Here is a 22,784-nt window from a genome sequence, read left to right on the forward strand (position 1 = left end):
CATGGAAACTAGCCATGAAAGTATATCCGTGCTGATGAAAGAACGGATAGGTAAAACACTTAAAGAAATAGAAGAAACTCACCACGTTAAAATACTCTTTGCGTGTGAGTCGGGTAGTCGCGGTTGGGGCTTTGCCTCCCGCGATAGCGACTATGACGTCCGGTTTATCTATGTTCACAAACTTGATTGGTACCTAACATTGGATAAAAAACGCGATGTGATAGAGAAACCAATTGATGATGAGTTAGATGTATCGGGTTGGGAGCTTTCTAAAGCATTGAAATTAATGCGAAACTCAAACCCCGCATTAATCGAGTGGCTACACTCACCCATTGTGTATTTTAAGGATGAGGCATTTTTTACTCAACTGGAGCAACTAGCTGCACAATTTTATTCGCCACTAAAATCACGTTATCATTATTTATCAATAAGTAAGCGCAATTTACATACTGATTTTAAAGGCAAACAAGTTAAACTGAAAAAATACTTTTACCTATTGCGTGCTGTATTAGCATTACACTGGATAGAAAAAAGTAAAAACATGCCTCCAATGGCATTTTCAGAATTGGTGACTGCAACAGTCTCAGATAAATCAGTACGATTAGAAATTAATGAGTTGTTGGCGATAAAAAGCCAATCTGACGAAAGTCATTATGGTGCGAGACGGCCAGCTATAGACCAACTCGTATCAGAGACTATGACTAATGCAGAGCGAATGCAATTCCCTGAACCCGCTTGCCGTGATAGCCGTTTACTAGATAGTTTTTTCCGTACAGTTGTATTAGAAAATAACTAGCTATTGGTTATTCAAAAAAATAGACCATCAGAATATTTTTGATGGTCTTTCTTTAAAGGCAATGTCAAACACTTAAGAAAAATAATATTACCGCCAGCATGGGTTCTTCATAATTGAGAATTTCCCTGCGCCCATAAATGCCAATGCAATCGAGCTTAAGAAGAAATAAACAATACTTTCGATAGCCCAAGCGCCGGTTTTATCGAGTAAAAAAGTTTTATCCAAACCAATCATTAGCCATGCAACAACCATGGTAAACGCCACTAATAAAGCTGATGGACGCGTTAAAAAACCTAAAATAATAAAAATTGGGGCAACCACTTCACCTAAAATAGTCCCATAGGCAATAAATTCAGGTAAACCGTAAGAAGCCAGCAATGCCTTAATACCACTAGCCCCTGTTAATAATTTACTCATACCATGGAACAGCATTAGCCCACCAACCGAAAGGCGTAATAGCAACCTTCCTAAATCTTCATGAGACAATAAACGATTACATAGATTGACCACTTTATACCCCCTTAGAATATTTAAGCACATCATTAAGTAGTATGACTTAAAAACGTATTATGGCTTAGAAATATAAAGTAAGAATCATTTTAATTTGCATTTCTTATAACTAAATCAATTTTCATTTAATTATAATTTATTAACCTTTAACTCGTTCAAATATTACGTTTAATTAACGATTTAAACATCAAAAATACTGATCAATTAAGCCTAACATTAAAAACTTTATGAACAATTTTTTACCGTGACCAGAGCAAGCTCAGTCAACGCATTATAAAAAAGGCTCTGGTTTGTTCGATTTAATTGCTCAGAAAACTGTGGTAACCAACTTTCTAAATGTTCATGCAATAATTCTTTTAATGCCTCTTCTCTCACTTGTGAAGCTAAAACCGCCGCTTGAAATAACATTAAACCAACATGGTCTGACGGTTCTGGATAAGGTGTTTGTACCGTCAAACGCTCACGTTTTAAAAAATCACTTAACGCCGCTGTTGATGAGCCTTGCAATACCCCTTCAGGGTCTAAATATACCGAGCCCCATGGTGGGGCTGGTAATGCATTTGGCCCAATAAATAGCGCTGTCCACTGAGTATTTAACGTCGCGATATCTATTTTAAGTGACTCCGTAATACGGCGGCTAAGCTGAGAACTTATTTTACAGGGCCACTGAGAGGCAAAATCATCGAGCTTGAAAAAATGAATAGCATAATCAGCTGCGTCGTCCTCTGGTGAAAATAAATAACAAGTACCCAATATATTAAATGCTGCTGCATAGTGTGAAAAATGGATCATACAACGGGTTATTTCCTAGGTAATAGCGGTTATTCATTTAAAGATGAATAGTATAAAAACAGTAACGTAACAGAAATTCAGCAACAATAGCGGCAACACAGCCTACAGCAAAATAAACCTGACTCGCTGATGCATGAATACCCAGCGTTGTTTGCCGAACTTGGCGATAAACCCCATACCCTAAAACCACGATAGCCAATATGCCAATTAACCAACTCCCTATGCGTAATGACCAAATTCCTTGATAAGCACGGATAGAATCAATAGGAAAAGTAATAGATTCATTATGATAGCCAGTGTGTAATAAATAGCTTTCGTATGCAGGCTGATAAACTAAACGCGCTAATAAGCTAAGAGCAATAACTGCCCATAATATCCACAACCCTCGGACTGGAATTTGCACATCAAGTGAACCAACATTAAAACGCAATAACATATTGATGAGTAAATAATACCCCGCAGCTCCCGCGGTAAGCATCGTGCCGTAAAACATCAAATAGGTGTTATCATTCATCCAAGTTAACATTGATGTATACCGATAAATTGACGCCATAGCATACACATCACAGAGCCCAGCAATAATGGCTAACCCTAACAACAGATATGACAATTCCTTTTTGAACCATAACCATAAAAAAGTCAGCCCAAGAAAAGCAAAGTAGCTTGCAGTGAGTACCACTTCACGACTTAACCAAGACGAGAAAATATTTAACAGTGAATTAGGGGCATTAAGTGGCACGCCTAGGTGCGTAATCGAAGATAACAATCCAACACCAGCAAGCACACAAGCAACCAATAAATACCATAAGAAAAACTGTGAGTTAATTTTCCCCGCTAACGCCGTGGATAATTTTTTCGCAAAGACCCCCAACATCACACTCAGCCCAATGGATGTTTGCATTAAAAATGTGAATAACAATAATGGCCATTCATTCATTTGGCATCTCCTTGTAAGTCTTGAGTACGACCCGCCCCTTGATGTGGGTGGATCACTAAATTGGGATGGGTAATTGAGGAATCTGGTAACCCACGGACATCCGCTTGGTCCCCATACTGTTTTCTCAGTTCATCAATGGGGCCAAACTGAATAGCTCCTAACGGGCAAGTCGCGACGCAGACGGGTTGCTCCCCTTTTAATTGCAAGTCGATACAAAAATCACATTTCGACATTTGCTTAGTTTCAGGGTTCATTTGAGGAGCACCATAGGGGCAAGACCAAGCACAGGTTCCACAACCAACGCATTTGTCAGTGTTAACCATGACGATGCCGTCCCCTTCACGTTTATGCATAGCCGTCGTTGGGCAATTCTTTACACACATCGGGTCAGCACAATGGTTACATGAAATGGATAACGTATAAGCAAACACATTATTCACCAGCCCTCCTGTGCCGTTTTCAATAAATTCTCCCCCCGTTACTTCGTAAACACGGCGATACTTACGCCCCACATCAAGGTTATTTTTATCTTTACAGGCCACCTGACACGCTTTGCAGCCTGAACAGCGCGCCGAATCAATATAGAACCCTAACTGTTTGTTACTGACAGCGGGATAAACGTGGAATTTACTCATGCTTTAGTTACCTCCACCAATAAAGTTTGATGGGCATTACCATGTGCCATTGCTGTACTACGTGCCGAGGTTAAAACGTTAGCACAACCACCTTGGTCAACCCCGTTCTCATCGGGCTGCCACCATGCTCCGGCCTGCAAGGCAACAACACCCGGCATAATGCGCTGAGTTATTTTGGCAGGCACTATGGTGACACCACGGTCGTTATTCACCTTGACGCGTTCTCCATCTGTAATGTTTCGTCGTTTAGCATCAATCGGGTTGATCCACAGTTCTTGTCGCTGTACTTCTTGTAACCACGGGTTAGCAAATTGCGTTGAATTGGCACGATTACGGCCTTTCCATGTAATTAGTTGCAATGGATAACGAGTCGTGAGGGTATCTTCAGGCCCTTCAATGGCAGGCACGTAATGTGATAGTGCTGGAATATCCGCATCCTGACGCTCATAAAGGCGTTTAGAGAAAATTTCGATTTTCCCTGATGGCGTTTCAAACGGGTGGTTTTGTATATCTTGGATATTTTTCTCAAAAGCAACATGCCCCACATGCGGCTGATGCTTTAATAGATGACGGCGTTTTACCAAGAGTTCATCAAAGCTAGGAATATTATCTTCTGGGCGTTTTTTGTGCGCATCATTCACCAGATGTTCTATCCATTGCTTTTCTGTTCTACCTTCACTGAATACGTCACCTACTCCTAACTTTTCTGCGACTTCACATAACCATTCATAGTCACTACGGCGTTCAAATTCAGGCTCGATGACTTTTTCAGATAAAATGATGTAATTACCCGTCCCCCATGTGCCCCCGACGTTCCAGCGTTCTAAGAAACTGGTTTCAGGAAGCAAAATATCGGCATATTTAGCACTCGGTGTCATATATAAATCGCTGTAAACGATAAATTCGACTTTGCTTTCATCTTCCAGCACTTTAGCGGCATGCAAAATATCCGGATTCTGATTAGTCATATAATTACCCGCTAATGAAAAAATCATTTTGATTTCGGTATCGAGTTTTTCTGCATTTTTCAAACCGTTATCAGGGGTCACTAAATCTTTATTTTCACAGGCTTGAACCCAATTAGTGATATTGATTTTTGCTTTCACTGGGTTCTCAAATAAACTTGGGCCCGCTAAGGTTTTACGTAAATCAGGAGTGACTGCCATACCGTAGCCAGCAGCCCAACCGCCTTTACGCCCCACATTACCGGTAATAGTCGCCAACAAAGTCGCCCCTCTCGCTGAGCGCTCACCACAAATATGACGTTGAGGCCCCCAGCCCTGCATTAAGGCGGCAGGTTTGGTATTAGCATATTCACGAGCGAGTTGGCGAATAGTCTGTGCAGGGACCTTTGTAATCGGCTCTGCCCATTCAGGGGTTTTCACAATTCCATCTTTTTTCCCCATTAAATAAGCTATTAATGACTCGTTCTCGGGGACACCTTCAGGCATCTGATGTTCATCAAACCCGATGGTGTATTTATCAATAAAGGCTTGATCATGCAGGCCTTCGCTGATGATCACATACATCATCGCATCCATCATCGCGTTGTCTGTGGTGGGTAAGATAGGAACCCATTGATCAGCTAAGGATGATGCGGTGTCCGAATAACGCGGGTCGACAACGATAAATTTAGTGCCATTCTTTTTCATCTTTTGGAAATAATGATTTGAATGACCAAAAATCGTTTCGTTAGGGTTGTGCCCCCATAAGATCACTAAAGGCGTATCTTCTAAGGTATCTAAGGTACTACCACTCGCTGAGGTGCCATAAGTATATGGCGTGACTGCCATGGTATTGCCATTACTCACTGAATGGTAATTTTCCAGAAAGCCCCCCGTTAAGTTAAATAAACGGCGTAGCATGTTGGCACCAGAAAAAATACCGCCTGTTACCCCCGTACTCAAACTGACAAAACGCGATGCTGGGCCATATTGCGTATTAATACGCTGCATATTATCTGCAATTAACGTCGTCGCTTCTTCCCAGCTAATACGTTCAAAACGCCCTTCACCACGTTTACCAACCCTTTTCATTGGGTATTTCAAGCGATTTGGATGATAAACAAATTTTCGATAGCTACGACCACGTACACATGCACGCATGATCGGCATCTCTTCATCAAGGTCGGCATCAGGGCGTGTACTTATGCGTGTAACGACCCCCTCTTTGACATGTGCTCGAATATCACATTTTCCACCACAGTCAAAACTACTACAGGTTGATACGATGCGTTCCGCTGAGTTTTGAATGAGCTTAGTAGGGATGATCTCTGAGTCTTCTGGTGTTGAGGCAATGGTTTTAGCAGCAATAAAGGGGACAGCCATGAGTGCAGAGCTGCCTTGAATAAACCGACGGCGGGTTAGTGGTTCGATCAGATGTGTTTGGCTATCATTCCGATCTGGGTAATTTTTCATAGTAACTCTACCTCTGGCGTACATTAGGTTGCTGCGATAGAGTAAACATTTCCCTCTTAGCCAACTTTCGAAAAATCGCCAAACACATCGGAATTTCAGCCAACCATATAAAACATGTGGTTATATCAATAAAAATTGCCTATATTCATAAAACTAACAACAATATTTGAATCTCAGCCAACAAAATTGCCTATGCGAAATATTCCACTGAAAACAATTGATGCGACGCCTCGTGATGTTCTCGCCATTGGAACCGATTACTTACCGAATGTACTCTTGAGCTCTCATGTTCACCGTCGAGCTCAGTTTCTCTATGGTGCTACCGGGCTAATTGAAGTCAGCACCGCAGATGGCGAATGGGTGATCCCACCAGATAGCGGAGTTTGGATCCCCTGTAATACTCCCCATGAAACACGTATGCTGAATGTCAGCACTCGTAGTTTATATATCGAGCCAAAAGCAGCGCCGCGTAGGGGGAATCGATGTGAGGTATTACGGGTATCTCCATTACTTCGTCAGCTATTACTTGAAGCCGTTGATACCCCGCTCGAATATGACTTAAATGGTCGTGATGGCGCAATGTTCCAACTTATTTTACATGAAATAGCACAAGCGGAGCCGCTTCCTTTCTATGCCCCCATCCCCCGAGATGAGCATTTAGCAACACTGTGTCGTGAGTTTTTGAAATCACCACAAATTACCTCTCTTCCCCAAGAATGGGCAGCAAAACTCCATAAGAGTGAGCGCTCGTTTAGTCGTTTTTTTGGAACTCAAACAGGGTTGTCTTTCTCTGATTGGCGGCAACAAGCTTGTTTGTTAAGTGCAATCACCCATATTTCTGCTGGGAAGTCGATTACTGAAGTGGCATTTGATTTGGGCTATAGCAATGTGGGGTCATTTTCAACCATGTTTAAAAAGTGGTTAGGGCAAAGCCCATCAAGTTTTATTCAACGAATTTCTGGGTAAGCTTGCCTCAGATAGTGCTCAATCCTGAGCACTATCCACTGACTGCTAACTTTATACATTGATTGCCTTTTTCATTTTTTACTCTTACGCCTCCTAATATTATCCGTTAGGATAAAACAAAAAAGGAGCGTGCAATGACCACTCAGTTTTATAGTTATCAACCCACAAAAGGCCACGGGCTTCCTCATGACCCTATCCCATCGCTCATTGGCCCCCGACCAATTGGTTGGATTTCAACTTGTGATAGCCAAGGAAGAACAAACCTCGCACCTTACAGTTTTTTCAATATTTTCAACTACTCCCCTCCAATATTGGCATTTTCAAGTGTTGGTAAAAAAGATTCCGTCACCAATGCGATTGAAACGGGAGAATTTGTTTATAACCTCGCAACACTGGCGCTTGGTGAACAAGTGAATATGAGTAGCGCGACTCTGGCACGTGGTGAAAGCGAATTTGCCTTAACCCAACTATCAACATTACCATCCACATTAGTTTCTCCTCCACGTATTGCACAAACACCCGTATCAATGGAATGCATTGTCACTCAATATCAACAACTTAAACGGGCTGATGGCCAACTGTTAGATACTTGGATGGTAATGGGTGAGGTCGTGATGGTGCATATTGATGAATCAGCCCTACAAGATGGACTATATGACTGTGCAGGGCAAAAACCTCTGCTACGAGCGGGTGGCCCAGCAGATTATTATTGGATAGAACAACAGCAGAACCTAAAAATGTATCGCCCTAAATAACTTAAAATTAGAGTGGTCAATATTGTCTGGCTATTAACCACGTTAGTCCCTTCCCTTTATCAGTAGAACTTACACACTAGTTGCTCACTGCTATCTGGATAGGAAAAGTGCGCCGTAATTAAGTCAAACTGTGCTTCAGAGGTTTGAAATGGGTTTTCCCCTGTTAAATTACGCGCTGCTAACCTTGCTTTACACTTTTGATTATCAACGTTTAATACATGAAAAACATAAGATGCACCAGATGATTGCGCTAAAAATTTCAACCATTGGCGCTGGGTAGGCGTGTTTGCAGGGAAATCCATCACGACGGTATTACCCGCAGCAACAAGGTGCTGAATATGCTTTTCTAGCACTTTTTTCACTAAAGCACTTTTTTCAATATAATCAGATAGTTCTTTAATTTCATTAGGATATAGTGCAGAAAGCCATTCGTCTTCGCACAATAAAATAGTACGAGGCTGTTGCGATAGTGTTTTCGCTAAGGTGGATTTGCCTGATGCGATTTTCCCACAAAGAAAATGCAACTGGGGTTCACTATTAGGCTGTTGAGGGGCTTGTACTGAGTTCATCATAAATTCCTTGTTGGTCACTAACCAGACAAGAACAAAAAACCCGCCTTGTCTGGCGGGTTTAGTATGTAGCTTACCCCCACCACTATGTGATGGTAATAATAATGCTTAAGCCTGCTACAACCGAATACATATTTTTTACTAACCTAGAAAGAGGGACAGGCATAGTATCAACCCCCTTAAATAAATCAACAAGGTGATTTATTCTAAAAACGAAAAAGGTAATGTGACTGCGGAAACTAAAATACCAAACCCGCTCTCCACAGCGTCAGCCACACAACCAACTGTATCCCATGCAGTCCAACCCTCGTCATCTGTTTGACCTAGCAAAACAAGTTCCTGCATGTGGCCTAAATTGATAGGTAGCATTTCCCATTGCGGTGAGTTAGTTAAATCCTCAGAAATATCAACCAATACCACACACCAGCCAAATGGGCTTGTCAAATCGCCATATTGATGACGACCAATCCACTGACCAAAAATATCAACCCGATACCCTTTTTCTTCATTCGCCTTCGAGTCTATTTGACCGCATAGCCATAAGCTATCACGTTTTTCAGGAGCGATATCTTCAAGAGGTAACATCTTCAGTTTTAATTTTTTCTTTTCAGAGTCTAGTTCTTGTTTCTTTACAAGGCGCCAGTGGCACGGAATATAATCACTAATATCAAACTGTTCAGTACTGTTTTTAACCCTCAATAATGACCAACCATATTCACTATTAGGGTTACCAAATTCACTACGACGAATCCATTGACCATGCTCATCTTGGCGAAAGCCCTTATTGTCATTCACATGGGAAATAAAAATAGCTTCATCCCATAGTAAGTTTAGTTCTCTTTCCGTCAGTTGATATTTTTTTATCACGCTATTCCTTTTGAGCTAAAAATGGCCCAAGTTTTTACTTGGGCCATTTAAATTAATGCTTTCCTTTTTTATGATGATTAAGAGTTTCTTCTTTTAAATCAAGTTCATCACGTAAACGATGGTAAACACGTTCATTGATATTTTTATTTTTGCGCATTAGGTAAAGCGCTTCACGTTTGGCTTTGAGCGCCGATTTAGACATATCGCGCTCCATTTCAATCATTCTATGTAAATCATAAACATCCGATTCACTTTCATCTGAATTATCAAGTCGCCTACCGTAGATTTCGAGTAGTTGAGCACCAACTTCAGTTCGCATCGCGATTTCATCCACATCTTCTGAAGGGTGGTTCATTAGGTCACGTAAATGTGCCATTGCGGCTTCGTTTAATGCTAAACGAGCACGAATTTCGTCGTTATCGTACGGTAAATCCTGTACTAAGCCTTTGGTCAAAATTGGCAAGGCAATGCTGGCAATTAATAGTGAACATAAAATCACCCCCATTGCTAAGAAAATAGCCACATCACGATTTGGAAATAAGGAACCATCTGGCATCAATAAAGGTAACGTTAAAATACCGGCTAACGTAATCGCTCCGCGCACACCCGCTGTCGCCATTACTGCCATCATACGAATATGCATAACATCTGCTTCTTTACCGCGACGGCGTTTATGGAAGACTGTTAAAGTCATCGAGATCCACACCCAAGTAAAACGCAGAATCGCCAATGCAATTGTGATCACAGCAACATACACAAACAACATCCAAGGGTGGCTAGCACCTGCGGCTTCTGCAACTTCAGGCATATTGGTCCACATACCAGGCAACTGTTCGCCAAGTAAAATGAAAATCATCCCGTTTAATGCAGTTTGAACGGTATCCCAAACCGCTTTACTTTGCATACGAGTCGCTGCTTGCATTCGGCCTGCTATTTTCTCATAGTGCATCGCAATACCGGCAACAACCGCAGCTAAAATACCGGAAACATGCAGATGCTCTGCCAGTAAGTAAGCAGTAAATGGCATTAGCAAGCTAATCATTATCTGAATTGCCGGCTCTTCCCCTGTGCGTTTAACTAAGAATTGATTTAGCCAACCAATCGCCCACGCAACTAGCAGGCCTATTAAAATCCCACCAAATGCCACAAGTACAAACTGCCCAGCCGCAGAAGCTAGTGAGAATGTCCCAGTTAACGCCGCTACAACCGCAAAGCTAAAACAAACTAATCCAGTGGCATCATTCAGTAATGATTCCCCCTCAAGGATATGCGCCATACGTGAAGGCAATGGGGAGTTCACTGTCATTGCTGACACTGAAACTGGGTCCGTAGGGGACAAAATAGCAGCTAACGCGAATGCGACGGCTAATGAAATGGCAGGGATTAACCAATGAATAAAAAAGCCCATACCAATAACGGTGACAACAACTAAACCTATGGCTAGCGACATTATCGGTTTAATTTCTTGAAATAAGGCTTCTTTAGGGATACGCCATCCATCAAGGAATAATAAAGGAGGAATAAATAAAAATAGAAATAGATGAGGTTCAAATTCAACGGTAAAACCATATAAAGACAAGCCAGCCCCTAGTGCTATCTGGATCAAGGGTAATGGAATAATATCTTTGAGCAGTCGTGAAACAAAAACGCTCACAACAACGGCTAATAAAAAAACGAGTACAAGTGTCACTACTGACATTAATTGCTCCATGTTTAGCTAATCATTAATTATCAGTAATGCAGTAAATAGATAAATTGAATCAATGTAAAGTAACTATTAATTATCAGATACAAAAAAAATAAAATTGGGAAATCGCCTAACAATCATTACGTTACAATTTTATTATTTTTTATACCACCTCTTAATATCGCTAATTATCTATTTGATAGATAAAAATAAAAAATGCACACCATAATAAGTTAAGTATTAATATAGAAAATATACCTAAACCATCATTATTAGACTATTGACTGTTCTTTTAAAGATACTTTGTTTATTCACTAGTTTTATCTGTATGACGTTTATCTATATTGTTCCCCTCAAAACTATGGCGCTCAATCAGCTCCCGCAATATTTGCTTAAGCATTTTACTTTTACGAACACCTAGCGGTGCTAAAACAGCTTCTTCATGCTGCTGTGCTGCGATAAGGAGATCATCAACTAATGACATCCCGCTCGATGTCACGCTAACTAATGTTATTCGTTTATCACTACCATTATGGTTATTATGGCGGATCACATGCCCTTGCTGTTCAAGTCGTTGTAGCACACGTGTAATTGTTGGCTGCTTACTCACTGTTTTTTGCGAAAGCTCAGTGATCCCCATAGACCCATTACCTGCTAATGTGGATAACACCCGCCATTCCAATACAGAAAGTCCTTTGGTTTCCACGGTCGCGTGAAACTCTGAAGAGACCAGCATCCAAGCCTGCCCAAGCAGGGCAGGCAAATAATGATCAACAAAAATTTTTGAATCTGGCATTTGCTCCCCTTGATAAGCACTATGCATTAAATCACCGCCCCTCAAAGAGTAACAGAAAAGAGCAATAATTCAGCTAAAACTTACCATTTAGCAATGAACCAAACCCACTAATACCAGTCTCTAAACTCAACTTTTTCAACATCATATACGTGGTAGCCACCGAAGACGATAATACGGGTAGCCCTACGCGGTCTTCAATAAGCTGTATTGACGGTAACGAAGGCATCTGTACACAAGCGGAAGCCACAATAGCATCCACTTGCGTATTCAATTTTTTGGTGATTTCAACGGGAGCTAGCGGGTTTTGCCGCCCCACATCCAAGTTATCAGGGATTTCTAGTGAAATGCTATCCACCACTTCAATGCCTTCATTTTCTATGTAATCAATCACTAACTGTGTGAGAGGTTTCATATAGGGCGTTAAGATAGACACTTTTTTTGCCCCAATAGCTTGTAACCCTTCCACTAATGCCCCTGCACTAGTTACAACTGGAGCTGGATGGCCATTATCCATGGTACGTTGAAATAAGCGTTTTTCAGAGACCCGATGGTAACCGTTCCCCATGCTCATGATCGCCACTAGGCAAGCATATCCCAGCACATCTACAGCAGCATCTGACAATTCAAGTGCGCAGCGGTCGCTATCTGAATCCATTTTTGCCAATTCGTCTTTGGTGACTTTTTGCATCCTCATACGGCTTGAGTGGAAAGTAAAACGCTCAGCAAATAGAGCTTCCCTAGCCCGTAATATAGCCGGGATCTCCGTTTCCATCGTGGTGTTGGATGAAGGTACAATTTGCCCGATCCGATATGTTCGCACTAAATTCATTGCCCTACCCCCCCAAACGGTTCTTCTGAGCTGGGAAAAACATTTAATTCATCGATATCTTGCCCTTGGTGATTAAAGCGTGCAGCAGTCAGCGGGCGACGATTTACCTGTAAATCAAAAATATCAAACCGATTATAGTGCCCAGTAATATCATGCATTTGCCGTGGCTGAATACAACGATTCAAATCAATCTCACCATACACAATGCCTTCTTTGTCAACCAATGGTTCACCAATCACCCGCCCATCAGGGCCGATAATGCCAGAAAAAGCACTATTAGGCCGCGCCAGTAAGTCACGGGCTTCTGGATGAGAGGCAGACATCGCCTCAATAATTTCCTCTGATACTGTTGAGCAAGCAATAATGGTGAATACTTTGCCTTCAAAACAGTGTGCAGAAGCGCGCAGACGAATAGCATCCGCCATATCGTAATCTTTTGGCGCAACGGGTAAAGCAATATAGCTGGCGATATGCACTAATTCCCCTTGGGCTAATAAAGCAAACCTCGCTAAGGTATTGGTATTTTCCCCACACGCTAGGGCCCCCAATGGCCCAATACTCGTTTGGTGCACTTTTAATGAAGAGGCATCCCCATTGGCCCACGTCAGTTTTTCCGCCCATGTCGGTACCAGTTTGCGATGACGGCCTAAAATTTGCCCCTCATCCGAAATGGTGACTAATGTATTATACAAAGTCGCGATGCCTGTAGGGCTGCGCTCATTGACCCCAATAACAACGTTAATGTGATGGCGTGCCGCAGCTTGCGCGACTTTTTGAATTTCCGGCCCCGGAACTTCGATTGCCGATTTACACAGTTTTTCAAACCACGGACTGCCGTCAATTGGGTTCATTACCCAACTCCAATACGGATAGCCTGCAATAAAAACCTCTGGAAAAGCCACTAATTTTGCACCGTTATCTGCGGCTTCCTCAATTAACCGACACACTTTATCCACAGTTGCGTCAGTGTCTAAAAAGACAGGAGCCGCCTGTACTGCTGCTGCTTTAAAACATTGAAGTTCTAACATGCTTCCCCCTTACACTGACACAACCGGATGACGCAATTCACCAATGTGTTCAACATAGGCCTCTATCACATCCCCCGGCCAAACCCACTCTTGAGGAGAACGCCCCGCACCAACCCCCTCAGGCGTCCCAGTAGCAATAATATCCCCTGGCTCTAACGTAATACCTTGGCTGATATCTTCAATCAATGTATTCACATTGAATAACATATGACGGGTGTTTGAATCCTGTTTGGTCACACCATTCACTTTTAAGTTCAGGTTTAAATTATGGGGATCAGGGATTTCATCAGCAGTTACAATACATGGGCCAAACGGTGCATAAGTGTCTTGCCCTTTAGAGTAAATCCATTGCCCAGCACGGCGGCAATCACGCGCACTCATATCTATCATCAAGCTATAACCAAATACATAATTGAGGGCATCTTTAGCTGCAACCCTTTTCGCACGAGTCCCAATGACCACAGCAAGTTCGACCTCCCAATCTAATTGTTGGGTGATCTGCCCGTTATGTTCGATAGCATCTCCAGGGCCAATTACGGTCGTTGGCGGTTTAGAAAAAATAACCGGTTGTTTAGGCAATTCTTTCGAAGTATCTAAAGTACGACTGGACTCAGCAACATGCTCTACATAATTTAAACCTATGCCAAAAATATTTTTACGCGGACGAGGAATAGGCGCTAAAATTTTCACATTTTGCACTGGCCATGCCGTACCCGCAGGAAATAACCCTTGGTAGATATTAAGCAACTCAGTACCCACGCGTACGCCTTGAGGGCCTAAATCAATAAAATCCAACATATTATCTGGTAGATATTGCCCCTGTTCTTCAGCTAGACGAGCTAAATCCACTACTTGCTGGTCAACAATAGCCCCTAAACGAGCAGCGGCAGTTACATCAGAACGGTAAGTTATTAAGCGCATATGATTTCTCCTTGAGTGCCACTTAGAATTGCACTCAGTTTCACGTAAAATTAGTTAATTAAAACCAGACAAAATTGTTATCAATAACTCAGCCTGTTAAGAGGCCACCTTTTGGTGCCCATCGTTATCTACTAAGGCTTCTTCGTAATACAGGCCTAAAGACTGCATCACGGGTAAATCATTAAAACAAAACAGACATGCGTCATCCGTTTGTGAAATATTGACGTGTTCATGGAACATCCACGACGGTACGCAGAAAATGTCACGCTCTTGCCAATCAAAGCGCTGGCCATTAATCACTGAATAACCTTGACCTTTCGCAACTTGATAAATAAAGCTCCCCGTATGGCGATGGGCTTTGCCCACAAACCCCGGTCGTAGCAATTGCATACTAGCCCCAATTGTCGGCATCACTGCCCCTCCCGTTAATGGGTTGGTGTAGTGCATCAAAATGTCATCAAATACCGAGCCATCCGCGACTTTTGCCGCACGACGTAATGCATCGTAAGTTGGCCCCCATTGATATTTAAATAATGGGGAATACGGTTTATCCCAGCCGATATCATGTGGCCTTAACGCAGTGCCGCCCCACATGCCAACAGGGTAATCAAGTGGGCGTGTCTGTACTTGGTGTAAATCAGGGTGAACTTTATAGAAACCGGCTTCCATGGCATTAACCAATGGAATATCAAGGCCATCTTGCCAAATGCACGGTAAACCATCTTCCGCTACCCCATGCTCATGCCATGTGCCGTTAGGTGTGAGTACAAAGTCGTTAGCTTCTAGCATCATTTTCTGCCCTTCTACGATGGTATAAGCACCACGACCTTCCATAATAAAACGCAACGCCGAAGAGGAATGAGCATGAGCAGAAGCGGCTTCTCCGGGATGCATGACTTGCAGACCGGAATACAACCACCCCACGGCGGCCGCTACATCTTGACGACCGGGGTTATTCAGGTAAATCACACGACGCCCTGCTTTTTCTGGGGTCACTAATTCCACCGAACGCAACACATGCTCACGTAGGTCACGGTAACGCCACAAAACTGGCACAGAACTAGACTGAGGTTGCCACGGCTCTATTTTGTTTGCGACTGTCCATAAAGCGCCAGTTTTTAGTGCATCCAGTTGTTGGTAATACGCGACAAGTTCAGGGGTGTCAGCTACATCAGCTCGACCCGCCACATTTTCACGATATTGGTCATGGGACTGTGTTCTCATGCTATTTTCCTCTTCATTTGCCAACGCCCTTAGCGTGACCTCAACGATTGGGTAAGCTGTTGGCGCCCGTATTCATACGCTGCTGGCCACTGTGTTTCCCAGCCATAGCGAGCACATTCATGTAATAACCATGCTGGGTCAGATAACAATGGACGCGACAATGCACATAAATCTGCCCGCCCTGCTGCGATAATGCTGTTAACTTGGTCAGCGTCGGTGATCGCCCCAACGGCGATCACCGGGACCCCGGCTTCGTTACGAATGCGGTCAGCCATTGGTGTCTGGTACATCCGGCCATACACCGGCTGCTGTTGCGGCGAAACCTCCCCTGAAGAACAATCCACCATGTCGACTCCCACTTGTTTCATCGCACGAGCAATTTGCACCGCATCATCTACAGTGGTCCCCCCATCTACCCAGTCGGTACTGGAAAGACGTACTGACAATGGTTTTGACCACACTTGGCGTACTGCGCTGATCACTGCCAATGGAAAACGCAGGCGATTTTCTAACACCCCGCCATACACATCGGTACGTTGGTTGGTTAATGGAGAAATAAAGCTCGACAGTAAATAACCATGACCAGCTTGTAATTCAAGCCAATCAAACCCTGCTGCCTCAGCACGCTTGGCAGCGGCGACAAATTGGTTAGTTATTATTGCCATTTGTGCTTCAGTAAGTTCTGCCGGTGTTTGTGAAATATTGGGTAAATACGGTAGAGCAGAAGCAGAAACTAGTGACCAGTTCCCTTCTTTCAGCGGGTGGTTTTCATTTTCCCAACCACGCTGAGTTGACCCTCGACGCCCAGCATGACCCAATTGAATACCAATTTTGGCACTGGTATTTTGATGTATAAAAGTCGTTATGCGCTGCCAAGCCGAGACTTGCTCGTCATTCCATAACCCAGCACACCCCTCAGTGACACGTGCATCTGGGGCGATAGCCGTCATTTCTGCCATGACTAACCCTATTCCTCCTAACGCACGGCTCCCTAGGTGTACCAAATGGAAGTCTTCAACCACGCCTTGATTGGCGCTGTATAATAAGGTCGGTGAAGCCACCACACGGTTACTCAAGGTAACCCCACGTAACTGATAAGGTGTCAGCATTGGCGGTATATTGACTGGCGGTGTGACACCCGCTTGCGCAGCGAACCACTGTTCGTATTTTTCCAGCCAAGGAGTATCACGAACACGCAAATTTTCATGGGAAATACGTTGAGAGCGCGTTAACAAAGAATAAGCAAACTGCTCGGGAGCAAGGTTTTCATAGCGGCTAACATTTTCGAACCACTCGGTGGAATTACGCGCCGCATTCTGAATTTTCAGGACTTCCACGCTACGTACTTGCTGATAATGTGCTAGCCCATTGCGTAAATCACCTTTTGCAGTTTTCAGGCTTTCACACAGCTCAATCGCATCTTCTAAGGCTAATTTGGTGCCTGAACCGATAGAAAAGTGCGCAGTGTGAGCCGCATCCCCCATTAACACGATAGGTACATCTTTCCCTGATGTTGGTTGAGTCCAGTGTACCCAGTTATCACAAATGACCCGCGGGAAACGGATCCAAATTGCTGCGCCACGTAAATGCGCAGCATTAGCCATCAATTTTTCCCCTTCAAGCCATGGAGCAAACAAGTTTTCACAGTAGGTAATCCCATCTTCTTGCGACATCTGGTCAATACCTGCTTTTAGCCAAGTTTCTTCTGTCGTTTCAACGATAAAGGTTGATAACCCTTCTTGAAATTGATAGGCATGAACTTGGAACCAACCGTGTTCATTTTCGGCGAATAGGAAGGTAAATGCATCGAAAATCTTTTTAGTACCTAACCAAACAAAACGGCAACGACGCGGGTCAATATCTGGTTTAAATACCTCTTCATAACGCGTACGTACCGCGCTGTTAATACCATCGGACGCAATGACTAAATCGGCTTGGTACTGACGGGCGATGTCTTGATCGTCCGTGACTTGAGTTTCGAATACTAGCTCGACACCTAGTTCAAGGCAGCGGTCTTGCAAGATATTGAGTAATTTTTTACGCCCTATACCAATAAAGCCATGCCCCCCACTGCGGTGGCAAGTCCCTTTGAAATGCACATCAATGTCATCCCAGTGACTGAATTCCGCAGCAATGGTCTCTGCCGACTCAGGGTCTGCACGGCGTAAGTTATGCAGTGTTGCATCTGAAAATACGACCCCCCACCCAAAAGTGTCATATGGCCGATTGCGTTCCACTACCACAACCCGATTTTGGGGATTTTGCCGTTTCATCAGTAACCCAAAGTACAAGCCTGCAGGCCCACCACCAATACATACAATATTCATCATATTTCCCCTTTTGCGCTTACGGGTTGTTGAGCAGTTAACGCCTGATACAGAATGTCGGGTATAGGAATAGCTTGATGTGTCACTAGCGAGGTGGTGACATAAGTTTGAGTCACTTGCATGCGTAATTCCCCCTCTCGCCCTATGCAGCGCTGACGTAAGGTCAAAGATTTGCTACCAATACGTTCGACATGAAGCTCTAGCATCACTTCATCCCCCATACGGCTAATCGCGGTAAACTCAGCGTCTAAGTGTACGGTCGGCAACCCAAACCGTTGTTCAAGGATATAACCGGCAAACCCTTGAGGAATGAGTTCATCAAACCAGTGTTCAAGTAGGTTGTTAAACATCACAAAATACTGGGGATAAAAAACGATCCCAGCAGGGTCACACTGCGAAAAATGAATTTTATGTGGTCTAGAAAATTTCAGTAAGCTCATGATTTACCCTTAATTTATAGCCAGCCGTTGGCGACATTTTTCTAATTCTTTTCCATGTTCATCAGCCAATGCAGCTTCACGCAGTTCCCGCAAATTAATTGGCGCTAACTTGCTACCCTGCTGGGCAACGATATCCATTAATATTTGGAAATTACGCAACCCTCGAGCATGTGTATCGCTATACCCCTTAACCACACGCTGGCACTGCGTAATTTCTGCAGCTAGTGCAGGGTTGGTTTGTGCAGCCTGAGCCACTAGCTCTAGCCACTTTTCAATCCGTTGTGTTTCAAGTTGATAACGTAACGTCGAACGCCGTCCTTTTCGCCAAGCAGCTAATAGATACAACTGTAAAAAACCAAAGAAAGAACTGGTAGTGATGGTGCGCCCTTTTTCTGTCACTTTGCGAAGCGCTTTGTGTAACCAATGTGGACGCATTAACCAGCGACCTAAATTTTTGGGAAGCGTTTCGCAGATTTCTTCAATGCGTGGATGCATAAATTCATTGATATTCAATAATTGGTTATCTTTTGCCTGTACTTCATCGCGTACTCGCGCAAATCGGCTATCACGGATTTTCAGGTCAGCCACACGGATGGTGTCCTCATAAGACATCCAAAGGGCCAAATGGCGTGCAAGTGCCCGCTGTAACCGCTCATCTTGGCCACCATTTTGCGCAAACAGGTTATTAAGGCGATTCAAGTACAACGTGGCATAAGCAGGGTCTTGGTAATCAATAAGCCGACGGATGCCTTCGATGACCAGATAATGCACATGAGGAGAAAATTCATTTTTGACACGCGCTAGTAACGCTGAAACTTGCTTGTTTTTAGGTGTATGCATCACGTTTTGTGCTGATGGCGCTTGGTAAGGCTCTTCCGGGCGTACTGACTTTTCAGCACCTAATGCGAAAGCACGCAAGCTTGGTTTTACACCGACGCCACCACGAACAATCGTTTCCTCAAATTGCGTGCGGCTAAAGGGTAAGACCCCTGAACCAAACAACGCACCAAATAGAACCGCGCTGATGACACTGCCTGTATCCTGTGCCGCTTGTGACATATCAAAATGAATAAACTGGCGGGCAGATGAACTTGCGTGACGAATAAGTGCTTGGCTATCAACGCGCCCATCTCCCATTGCTGACTTTTCAGCAATTGAGTAAACACGGTGTGTCGAGCTGATTAAGGTCGTCCTTTCTGGTGTAACAAAACCCCGTTGAACTGCTCTGCCCGCTTCCATTAACTCAGAAGCCAGTACTACATCAACATCACCCGGCATAGGCATTAGGGCTAAAACTGGGCATGGCGTTTGTAAGTTATCTGCGCCAGGAAATAACTCGACATAATAAATCGTTGCTCCCGTACGCTGGGCAACACCAGGTACTGAAGTTGTTTGCGCAAAATAACCATTTTCTTCGCCTAGATTGACTATCCAATCCGCAAGAACTCCGCCACCTTCACCACCCATCGCTAAAATCGCTATTTTGATGGGCTGCAATGCTATTGAGGATGAAAGCATTTATTCCCCCTTAAAAACTGAATTGTTCACGACGACGCGAATCACGACGTTGTAAATAACCAATAAACCAACCACGAATACGGTGGCATAGCTTGTCCCAGCCAGTTGGATTAGTGATAATCTGGGCTTTAAAAAATGAAGGGCATAAAACAGCGGCATGAGAAACCTCACCGCATAAGCCGCAGCCCACACAGCTATCCATTACTGTTGCAACTGGGTCAGTTCTCAATGGGTCTTGGTTGGGCTTGATGGATAAAGATGGGCACCCTGATAAACGAATACAGGAGTGATCTCCCGTACATGTATCAGGGTCGATACCGAAACGTTCACGCACGACTCGTTTACCCGCAGCAACATCAGTACGAACCTTTTTCTTTTCACGTCGCTGTTTATTCAACATACATTCGCTTTGTGCAATGAGAACTTTTGGCCCTTTCTCATCAGTAGTTAAAGCTTCACGTAATGTGTTAGTCATGGTTTTCAGGTCATAAGTGTGTTTAATGGTTTTAACCCAATTCACACCGACCCCTTTCACGGCCTTTTCGATTTCATGGCCCGTGCTACGCGTTGGGTTTAAAGCGGTTGATGAAAGAATATCTTGTCCACCCGTTGCTGATGTATAGCTGTTATCAACAACAATGGTTAAATTATCACTACGATTAAACACGCTATTCGCAATACCACTGGTTAAGCCGTTATGCCAAAAGCCGCCATCCCCCATAACTGAAATAGCGCGCTTCCCTGCTTTTGCATTCAAGGCCGCAGCACCCGCACCTCCCAGCCCATATCCCATGGTGGTATTACCTAAATTAAAAGGAGGCAGTATGGAAAATAAATGGCAACCAATATCTGCACTGACATGGTGTTCACCCAATTCACGTTCAACCAGTTTCATCGCAGTAAAAATAGGCCTTTCTGGGCAGCCAGTACAAAAACCGGGTGGGCGTGCATGTACCGAGCTATCTAATGTTGGCTCTGCTGCATTCACATATTCAGGTAGAGGGTCATCAAGCTGTTGAGTGGCAATGTTAATGGTTGGAATACGGATTTGCTTTGCAGCGGCTTTAACTTGAGGCTCAATTTTTCCGTAATGTTCAAGGAAAGAACGCAAGCCAGCAAGCACAGTCGCTGTATTGTATTCACCTGCCATCGGCAACATATCCTTGCCATGTAATTCAATATCAATATTTCGTTGGCGTAGGATATTTGCTACGTTTTGCTCTACAAAGTTCGGTTGCCCTTCCTCTAGAATAAGAATGGCCTTTTTATTGCGGCAAAAACGCTCAAATTCATCATCAATTAGAGGATAGGCCACATTCATCACGTATAACGGTATTTGGCTGTTACCAAAAACATCCGCTAATCCAATTTGGTTTAAAGCGCGGATCAACGTGTTATAGCACCCCCCTTGTAATGCAATGCCCACATCTTCTGCGTCTTCAGCAAAAAATTCATTCAGCTCACGCTGTTGGATAAATTTAATTGCAGCAGGCCAACGTGCTTCAATTTTTTCTTTTTCGTGCAAGAAACTTGCTGGCGGCAAAACAATACGGCTAACGTCTCTTGTCGGGTTTTCGAGGGCATCTTTTACGGTAAATTTAGGGTGTTGATTATCAGAGCAAATGAATTGCCCATGAACATGGCAAGAGCGAATACGCATCTGTAACATGACAGGCGTATTACTCGCTTCAGAAAGATCAAACCCATCTTTTACCGCTTGAACAATAGATGGCAAATTAGGACGAGGGTCAAGTAGCCACATTTGAGACTTCATCGCGAAAGCATGGCTACGCTCTTGCATAATAGACGAACCTTCGCCGTAATCTTCCCCAACAATGATCAGTGCCCCACCCAGTACCCCACCGGAGGCTAGGTTTGCTAGAGCATCAGAAGCGACGTTAGTACCCACAGTTGCTTTAAAAGTCACTGCTCCACGAAGAGGATAGTTCACGGAAGCCGCGAGGGTTGCGGCCGCCGTTGCTTCACTGGCACTGTTTTCAAAACGTATTCCATACTCAGATAAAATATCTTGTGCGTCAGCAAGTACATCCATTAAGTGTGAAATAGGCGCACCTTGGTAGCCAGCAACATAAGAAACACCTGATTCCAATAGTGCTTTTGTGACAGCAAGAATGCCTTCACCACTAAACGTTTCCCCTTGCCCTTGTCGTAATTTTTCAACTTCTTGTATAAACGATCGCTCAGCCATTTTTACCTCACCCGTAAACGTCAGAACGTTTTTATCTTTTTTGTGTTTCTTTCTTGTATCCTTTTTGTTAATGAAAGGTCAATCCATGATTAATCATGGATATTAGATTTATGCAGAGAGTGGATAAGGCTTGCAGATAGGGGACAAATCGCCAATGAAAACAACTAGAAAATACTCTTTTTCAGCAAAATAACTGAAAAGAATTAACCTCAAAAAATAAATTGATGATGCAAAAAATAATATAATTGCAGTAAATAACCCCTATAAAAATAAAGGCATTAGCTATTTAATTCAACATAACAAAACTAACTAGATAATTAAATTGACAAATTCACTAATCGATAGATAAATAGAAACAACAACATGATAAATCATGAATAATTAGCTAATTAAATCATTAAAATAACGTTATATTTTATATTGTTAGCACCATCACAATAACCACATAGTTTCTATTTTTTTGCATTTTTTGGATAGTTTCTGCACGTTTTTAGCTAGGTAAGGAAAACTGTTTATGCTATGTTCAATTCACATTTAGTTAAAAAATAATTAATGAGATGT

Annotated in this window: 20 protein-coding genes; 3 read left to right on the forward strand and 17 right to left on the reverse strand. The window is 43.2% G+C overall.

The genetic code is table 11. The features are described from left to right. Position 1 precedes the first annotated feature (1 nt). Positions 2-796, forward strand: a complete 795-nt coding sequence (locus tag ACHB7C_RS13675; protein ID WP_042848434.1) for a nucleotidyltransferase domain-containing protein — start codon at positions 2-4, stop codon at positions 794-796. An 87-nt stretch (positions 797-883) separates the two neighbouring features. On the opposite strand, the gene ACHB7C_RS13680 is transcribed toward ACHB7C_RS13675, so the two are convergent. From ACHB7C_RS13680 to ACHB7C_RS13700, 5 genes are all read right to left on the reverse strand, one after another. Continuing rightward, on the reverse strand, positions 884-1,339 hold the full coding sequence (locus tag ACHB7C_RS13680; protein WP_071547663.1) for a DoxX family protein: 456 nt from the start codon (positions 1,337-1,339) through the stop codon (positions 884-886). Positions 1,340-1,531: 192 nt separating this feature from the next. Continuing rightward, positions 1,532-2,098, reverse strand: a complete 567-nt coding sequence (locus ACHB7C_RS13685) for a molecular chaperone TorD family protein (protein ID WP_042848437.1) — start codon at positions 2,096-2,098, stop codon at positions 1,532-1,534. Positions 2,099-2,135: 37 nt separating this feature from the next. Next, entirely contained in the window at positions 2,136-3,035 is a 900-nt protein-coding gene (locus ACHB7C_RS13690) for a DmsC/YnfH family molybdoenzyme membrane anchor subunit (RefSeq protein ID WP_042848439.1), read from the reverse strand. Further along, entirely contained in the window at positions 3,032-3,670 is a 639-nt protein-coding gene (locus tag ACHB7C_RS13695) for a DMSO/selenate family reductase complex B subunit (protein ID WP_042848441.1), read from the reverse strand. The genes ACHB7C_RS13690 and ACHB7C_RS13695 overlap by 4 nt, the downstream gene beginning before the upstream one ends. After that, positions 3,667-6,087, reverse strand: a complete 2,421-nt coding sequence (locus tag ACHB7C_RS13700) for a DMSO/selenate family reductase complex A subunit (RefSeq protein ID WP_166685581.1) — start codon at positions 6,085-6,087, stop codon at positions 3,667-3,669. Before ACHB7C_RS13700 ends, ACHB7C_RS13695 begins: the two co-directional genes overlap by 4 nt. 192 nt (positions 6,088-6,279) lie before the next feature. Between ACHB7C_RS13700 and ACHB7C_RS13705 the strand changes: the two genes are divergently transcribed. Both ACHB7C_RS13705 and ACHB7C_RS13710 read left to right on the forward strand, forming a co-directional pair. Continuing rightward, on the forward strand, positions 6,280-7,053 hold the full coding sequence (locus tag ACHB7C_RS13705) for a helix-turn-helix domain-containing protein (RefSeq protein ID WP_105880928.1): 774 nt from the start codon (positions 6,280-6,282) through the stop codon (positions 7,051-7,053). A 134-nt stretch (positions 7,054-7,187) separates the two neighbouring features. After that, the gene (locus ACHB7C_RS13710) at positions 7,188-7,808 is read left to right on the forward strand and encodes a flavin reductase family protein (protein WP_129466998.1); all 621 of its coding nucleotides are present in this window, start codon (positions 7,188-7,190) and stop codon (positions 7,806-7,808) included. Between the two features lie 59 nt (positions 7,809-7,867). Here the strand turns inward: ACHB7C_RS13710 and ACHB7C_RS13715 are convergent, their stop codons facing one another. The 12 genes from ACHB7C_RS13715 to ACHB7C_RS13770 all read right to left on the reverse strand — a co-directional run bounded on the left by ACHB7C_RS13715 (position 7,868) and on the right by ACHB7C_RS13770 (position 22,223). Further along, positions 7,868-8,377, reverse strand: coding sequence for an AAA family ATPase (locus ACHB7C_RS13715; RefSeq protein ID WP_395347597.1), 510 nt, complete (start codon positions 8,375-8,377; stop codon positions 7,868-7,870). 201 nt (positions 8,378-8,578) lie between these two features. Further along, positions 8,579-9,244 carry a hypothetical protein gene (locus ACHB7C_RS13720; protein WP_395347599.1) on the reverse strand — a complete coding sequence of 222 codons (666 nt, stop codon included), beginning with the start codon at positions 9,242-9,244 and terminating at the stop codon, positions 8,579-8,581. 52 nt (positions 9,245-9,296) lie between these two features. Further along, positions 9,297-10,943, reverse strand: a complete 1,647-nt coding sequence (locus ACHB7C_RS13725; protein WP_131680239.1) for a Na+/H+ antiporter — start codon at positions 10,941-10,943, stop codon at positions 9,297-9,299. Positions 10,944-11,238: 295 nt separating this feature from the next. After that, positions 11,239-11,727, reverse strand: a complete 489-nt coding sequence (locus ACHB7C_RS13730; RefSeq protein ID WP_048608822.1) for a MarR family winged helix-turn-helix transcriptional regulator — start codon at positions 11,725-11,727, stop codon at positions 11,239-11,241. 73 nt (positions 11,728-11,800) lie between these two features. Beyond that, positions 11,801-12,556: an Asp/Glu racemase gene (locus tag ACHB7C_RS13735; RefSeq protein WP_395347602.1), complete on the reverse strand. Its 756-nt coding sequence runs from the start codon at positions 12,554-12,556 to the stop codon at positions 11,801-11,803. Continuing rightward, on the reverse strand, positions 12,553-13,584 hold the full coding sequence (locus ACHB7C_RS13740) for a carbon-nitrogen hydrolase family protein (protein ID WP_048608766.1): 1,032 nt from the start codon (positions 13,582-13,584) through the stop codon (positions 12,553-12,555). Before ACHB7C_RS13740 ends, ACHB7C_RS13735 begins: the two co-directional genes overlap by 4 nt. A 9-nt stretch (positions 13,585-13,593) precedes the next feature. Beyond that, on the reverse strand, positions 13,594-14,505 hold the full coding sequence (locus tag ACHB7C_RS13745; protein WP_042848451.1) for a fumarylacetoacetate hydrolase family protein: 912 nt from the start codon (positions 14,503-14,505) through the stop codon (positions 13,594-13,596). 96 nt (positions 14,506-14,601) lie between these two features. Next, positions 14,602-15,729, reverse strand: coding sequence for a cupin domain-containing protein (locus ACHB7C_RS13750; protein ID WP_042848452.1), 1,128 nt, complete (start codon positions 15,727-15,729; stop codon positions 14,602-14,604). A gap of 29 nt (positions 15,730-15,758) precedes the next feature. Continuing rightward, positions 15,759-18,059, reverse strand: a complete 2,301-nt coding sequence (locus ACHB7C_RS13755) for a bifunctional salicylyl-CoA 5-hydroxylase/oxidoreductase (RefSeq protein WP_240669291.1) — start codon at positions 18,057-18,059, stop codon at positions 15,759-15,761. Continuing rightward, the gene (locus ACHB7C_RS13760; RefSeq protein WP_042848455.1) at positions 18,056-18,496 is read right to left on the reverse strand and encodes a thioesterase family protein; all 441 of its coding nucleotides are present in this window, start codon (positions 18,494-18,496) and stop codon (positions 18,056-18,058) included. Before ACHB7C_RS13760 ends, ACHB7C_RS13755 begins: the two co-directional genes overlap by 4 nt. Before the next feature lie 9 nt (positions 18,497-18,505). Next, positions 18,506-20,014, reverse strand: coding sequence for an indolepyruvate oxidoreductase subunit beta family protein (locus tag ACHB7C_RS13765; RefSeq protein ID WP_395347606.1), 1,509 nt, complete (start codon positions 20,012-20,014; stop codon positions 18,506-18,508). 10 nt (positions 20,015-20,024) lie between these two features. Next, positions 20,025-22,223, reverse strand: a complete 2,199-nt coding sequence (locus ACHB7C_RS13770; RefSeq protein WP_042848459.1) for an indolepyruvate ferredoxin oxidoreductase subunit alpha — start codon at positions 22,221-22,223, stop codon at positions 20,025-20,027. Between the last annotated feature and the right edge of the window lie 561 nt (positions 22,224-22,784).

The organism is Providencia sp. 2024EL-00732 (genome assembly GCF_044006275.1).
GTDB classification, from domain to species: domain Bacteria; phylum Pseudomonadota; class Gammaproteobacteria; order Enterobacterales; family Enterobacteriaceae; genus Providencia; species Providencia huashanensis.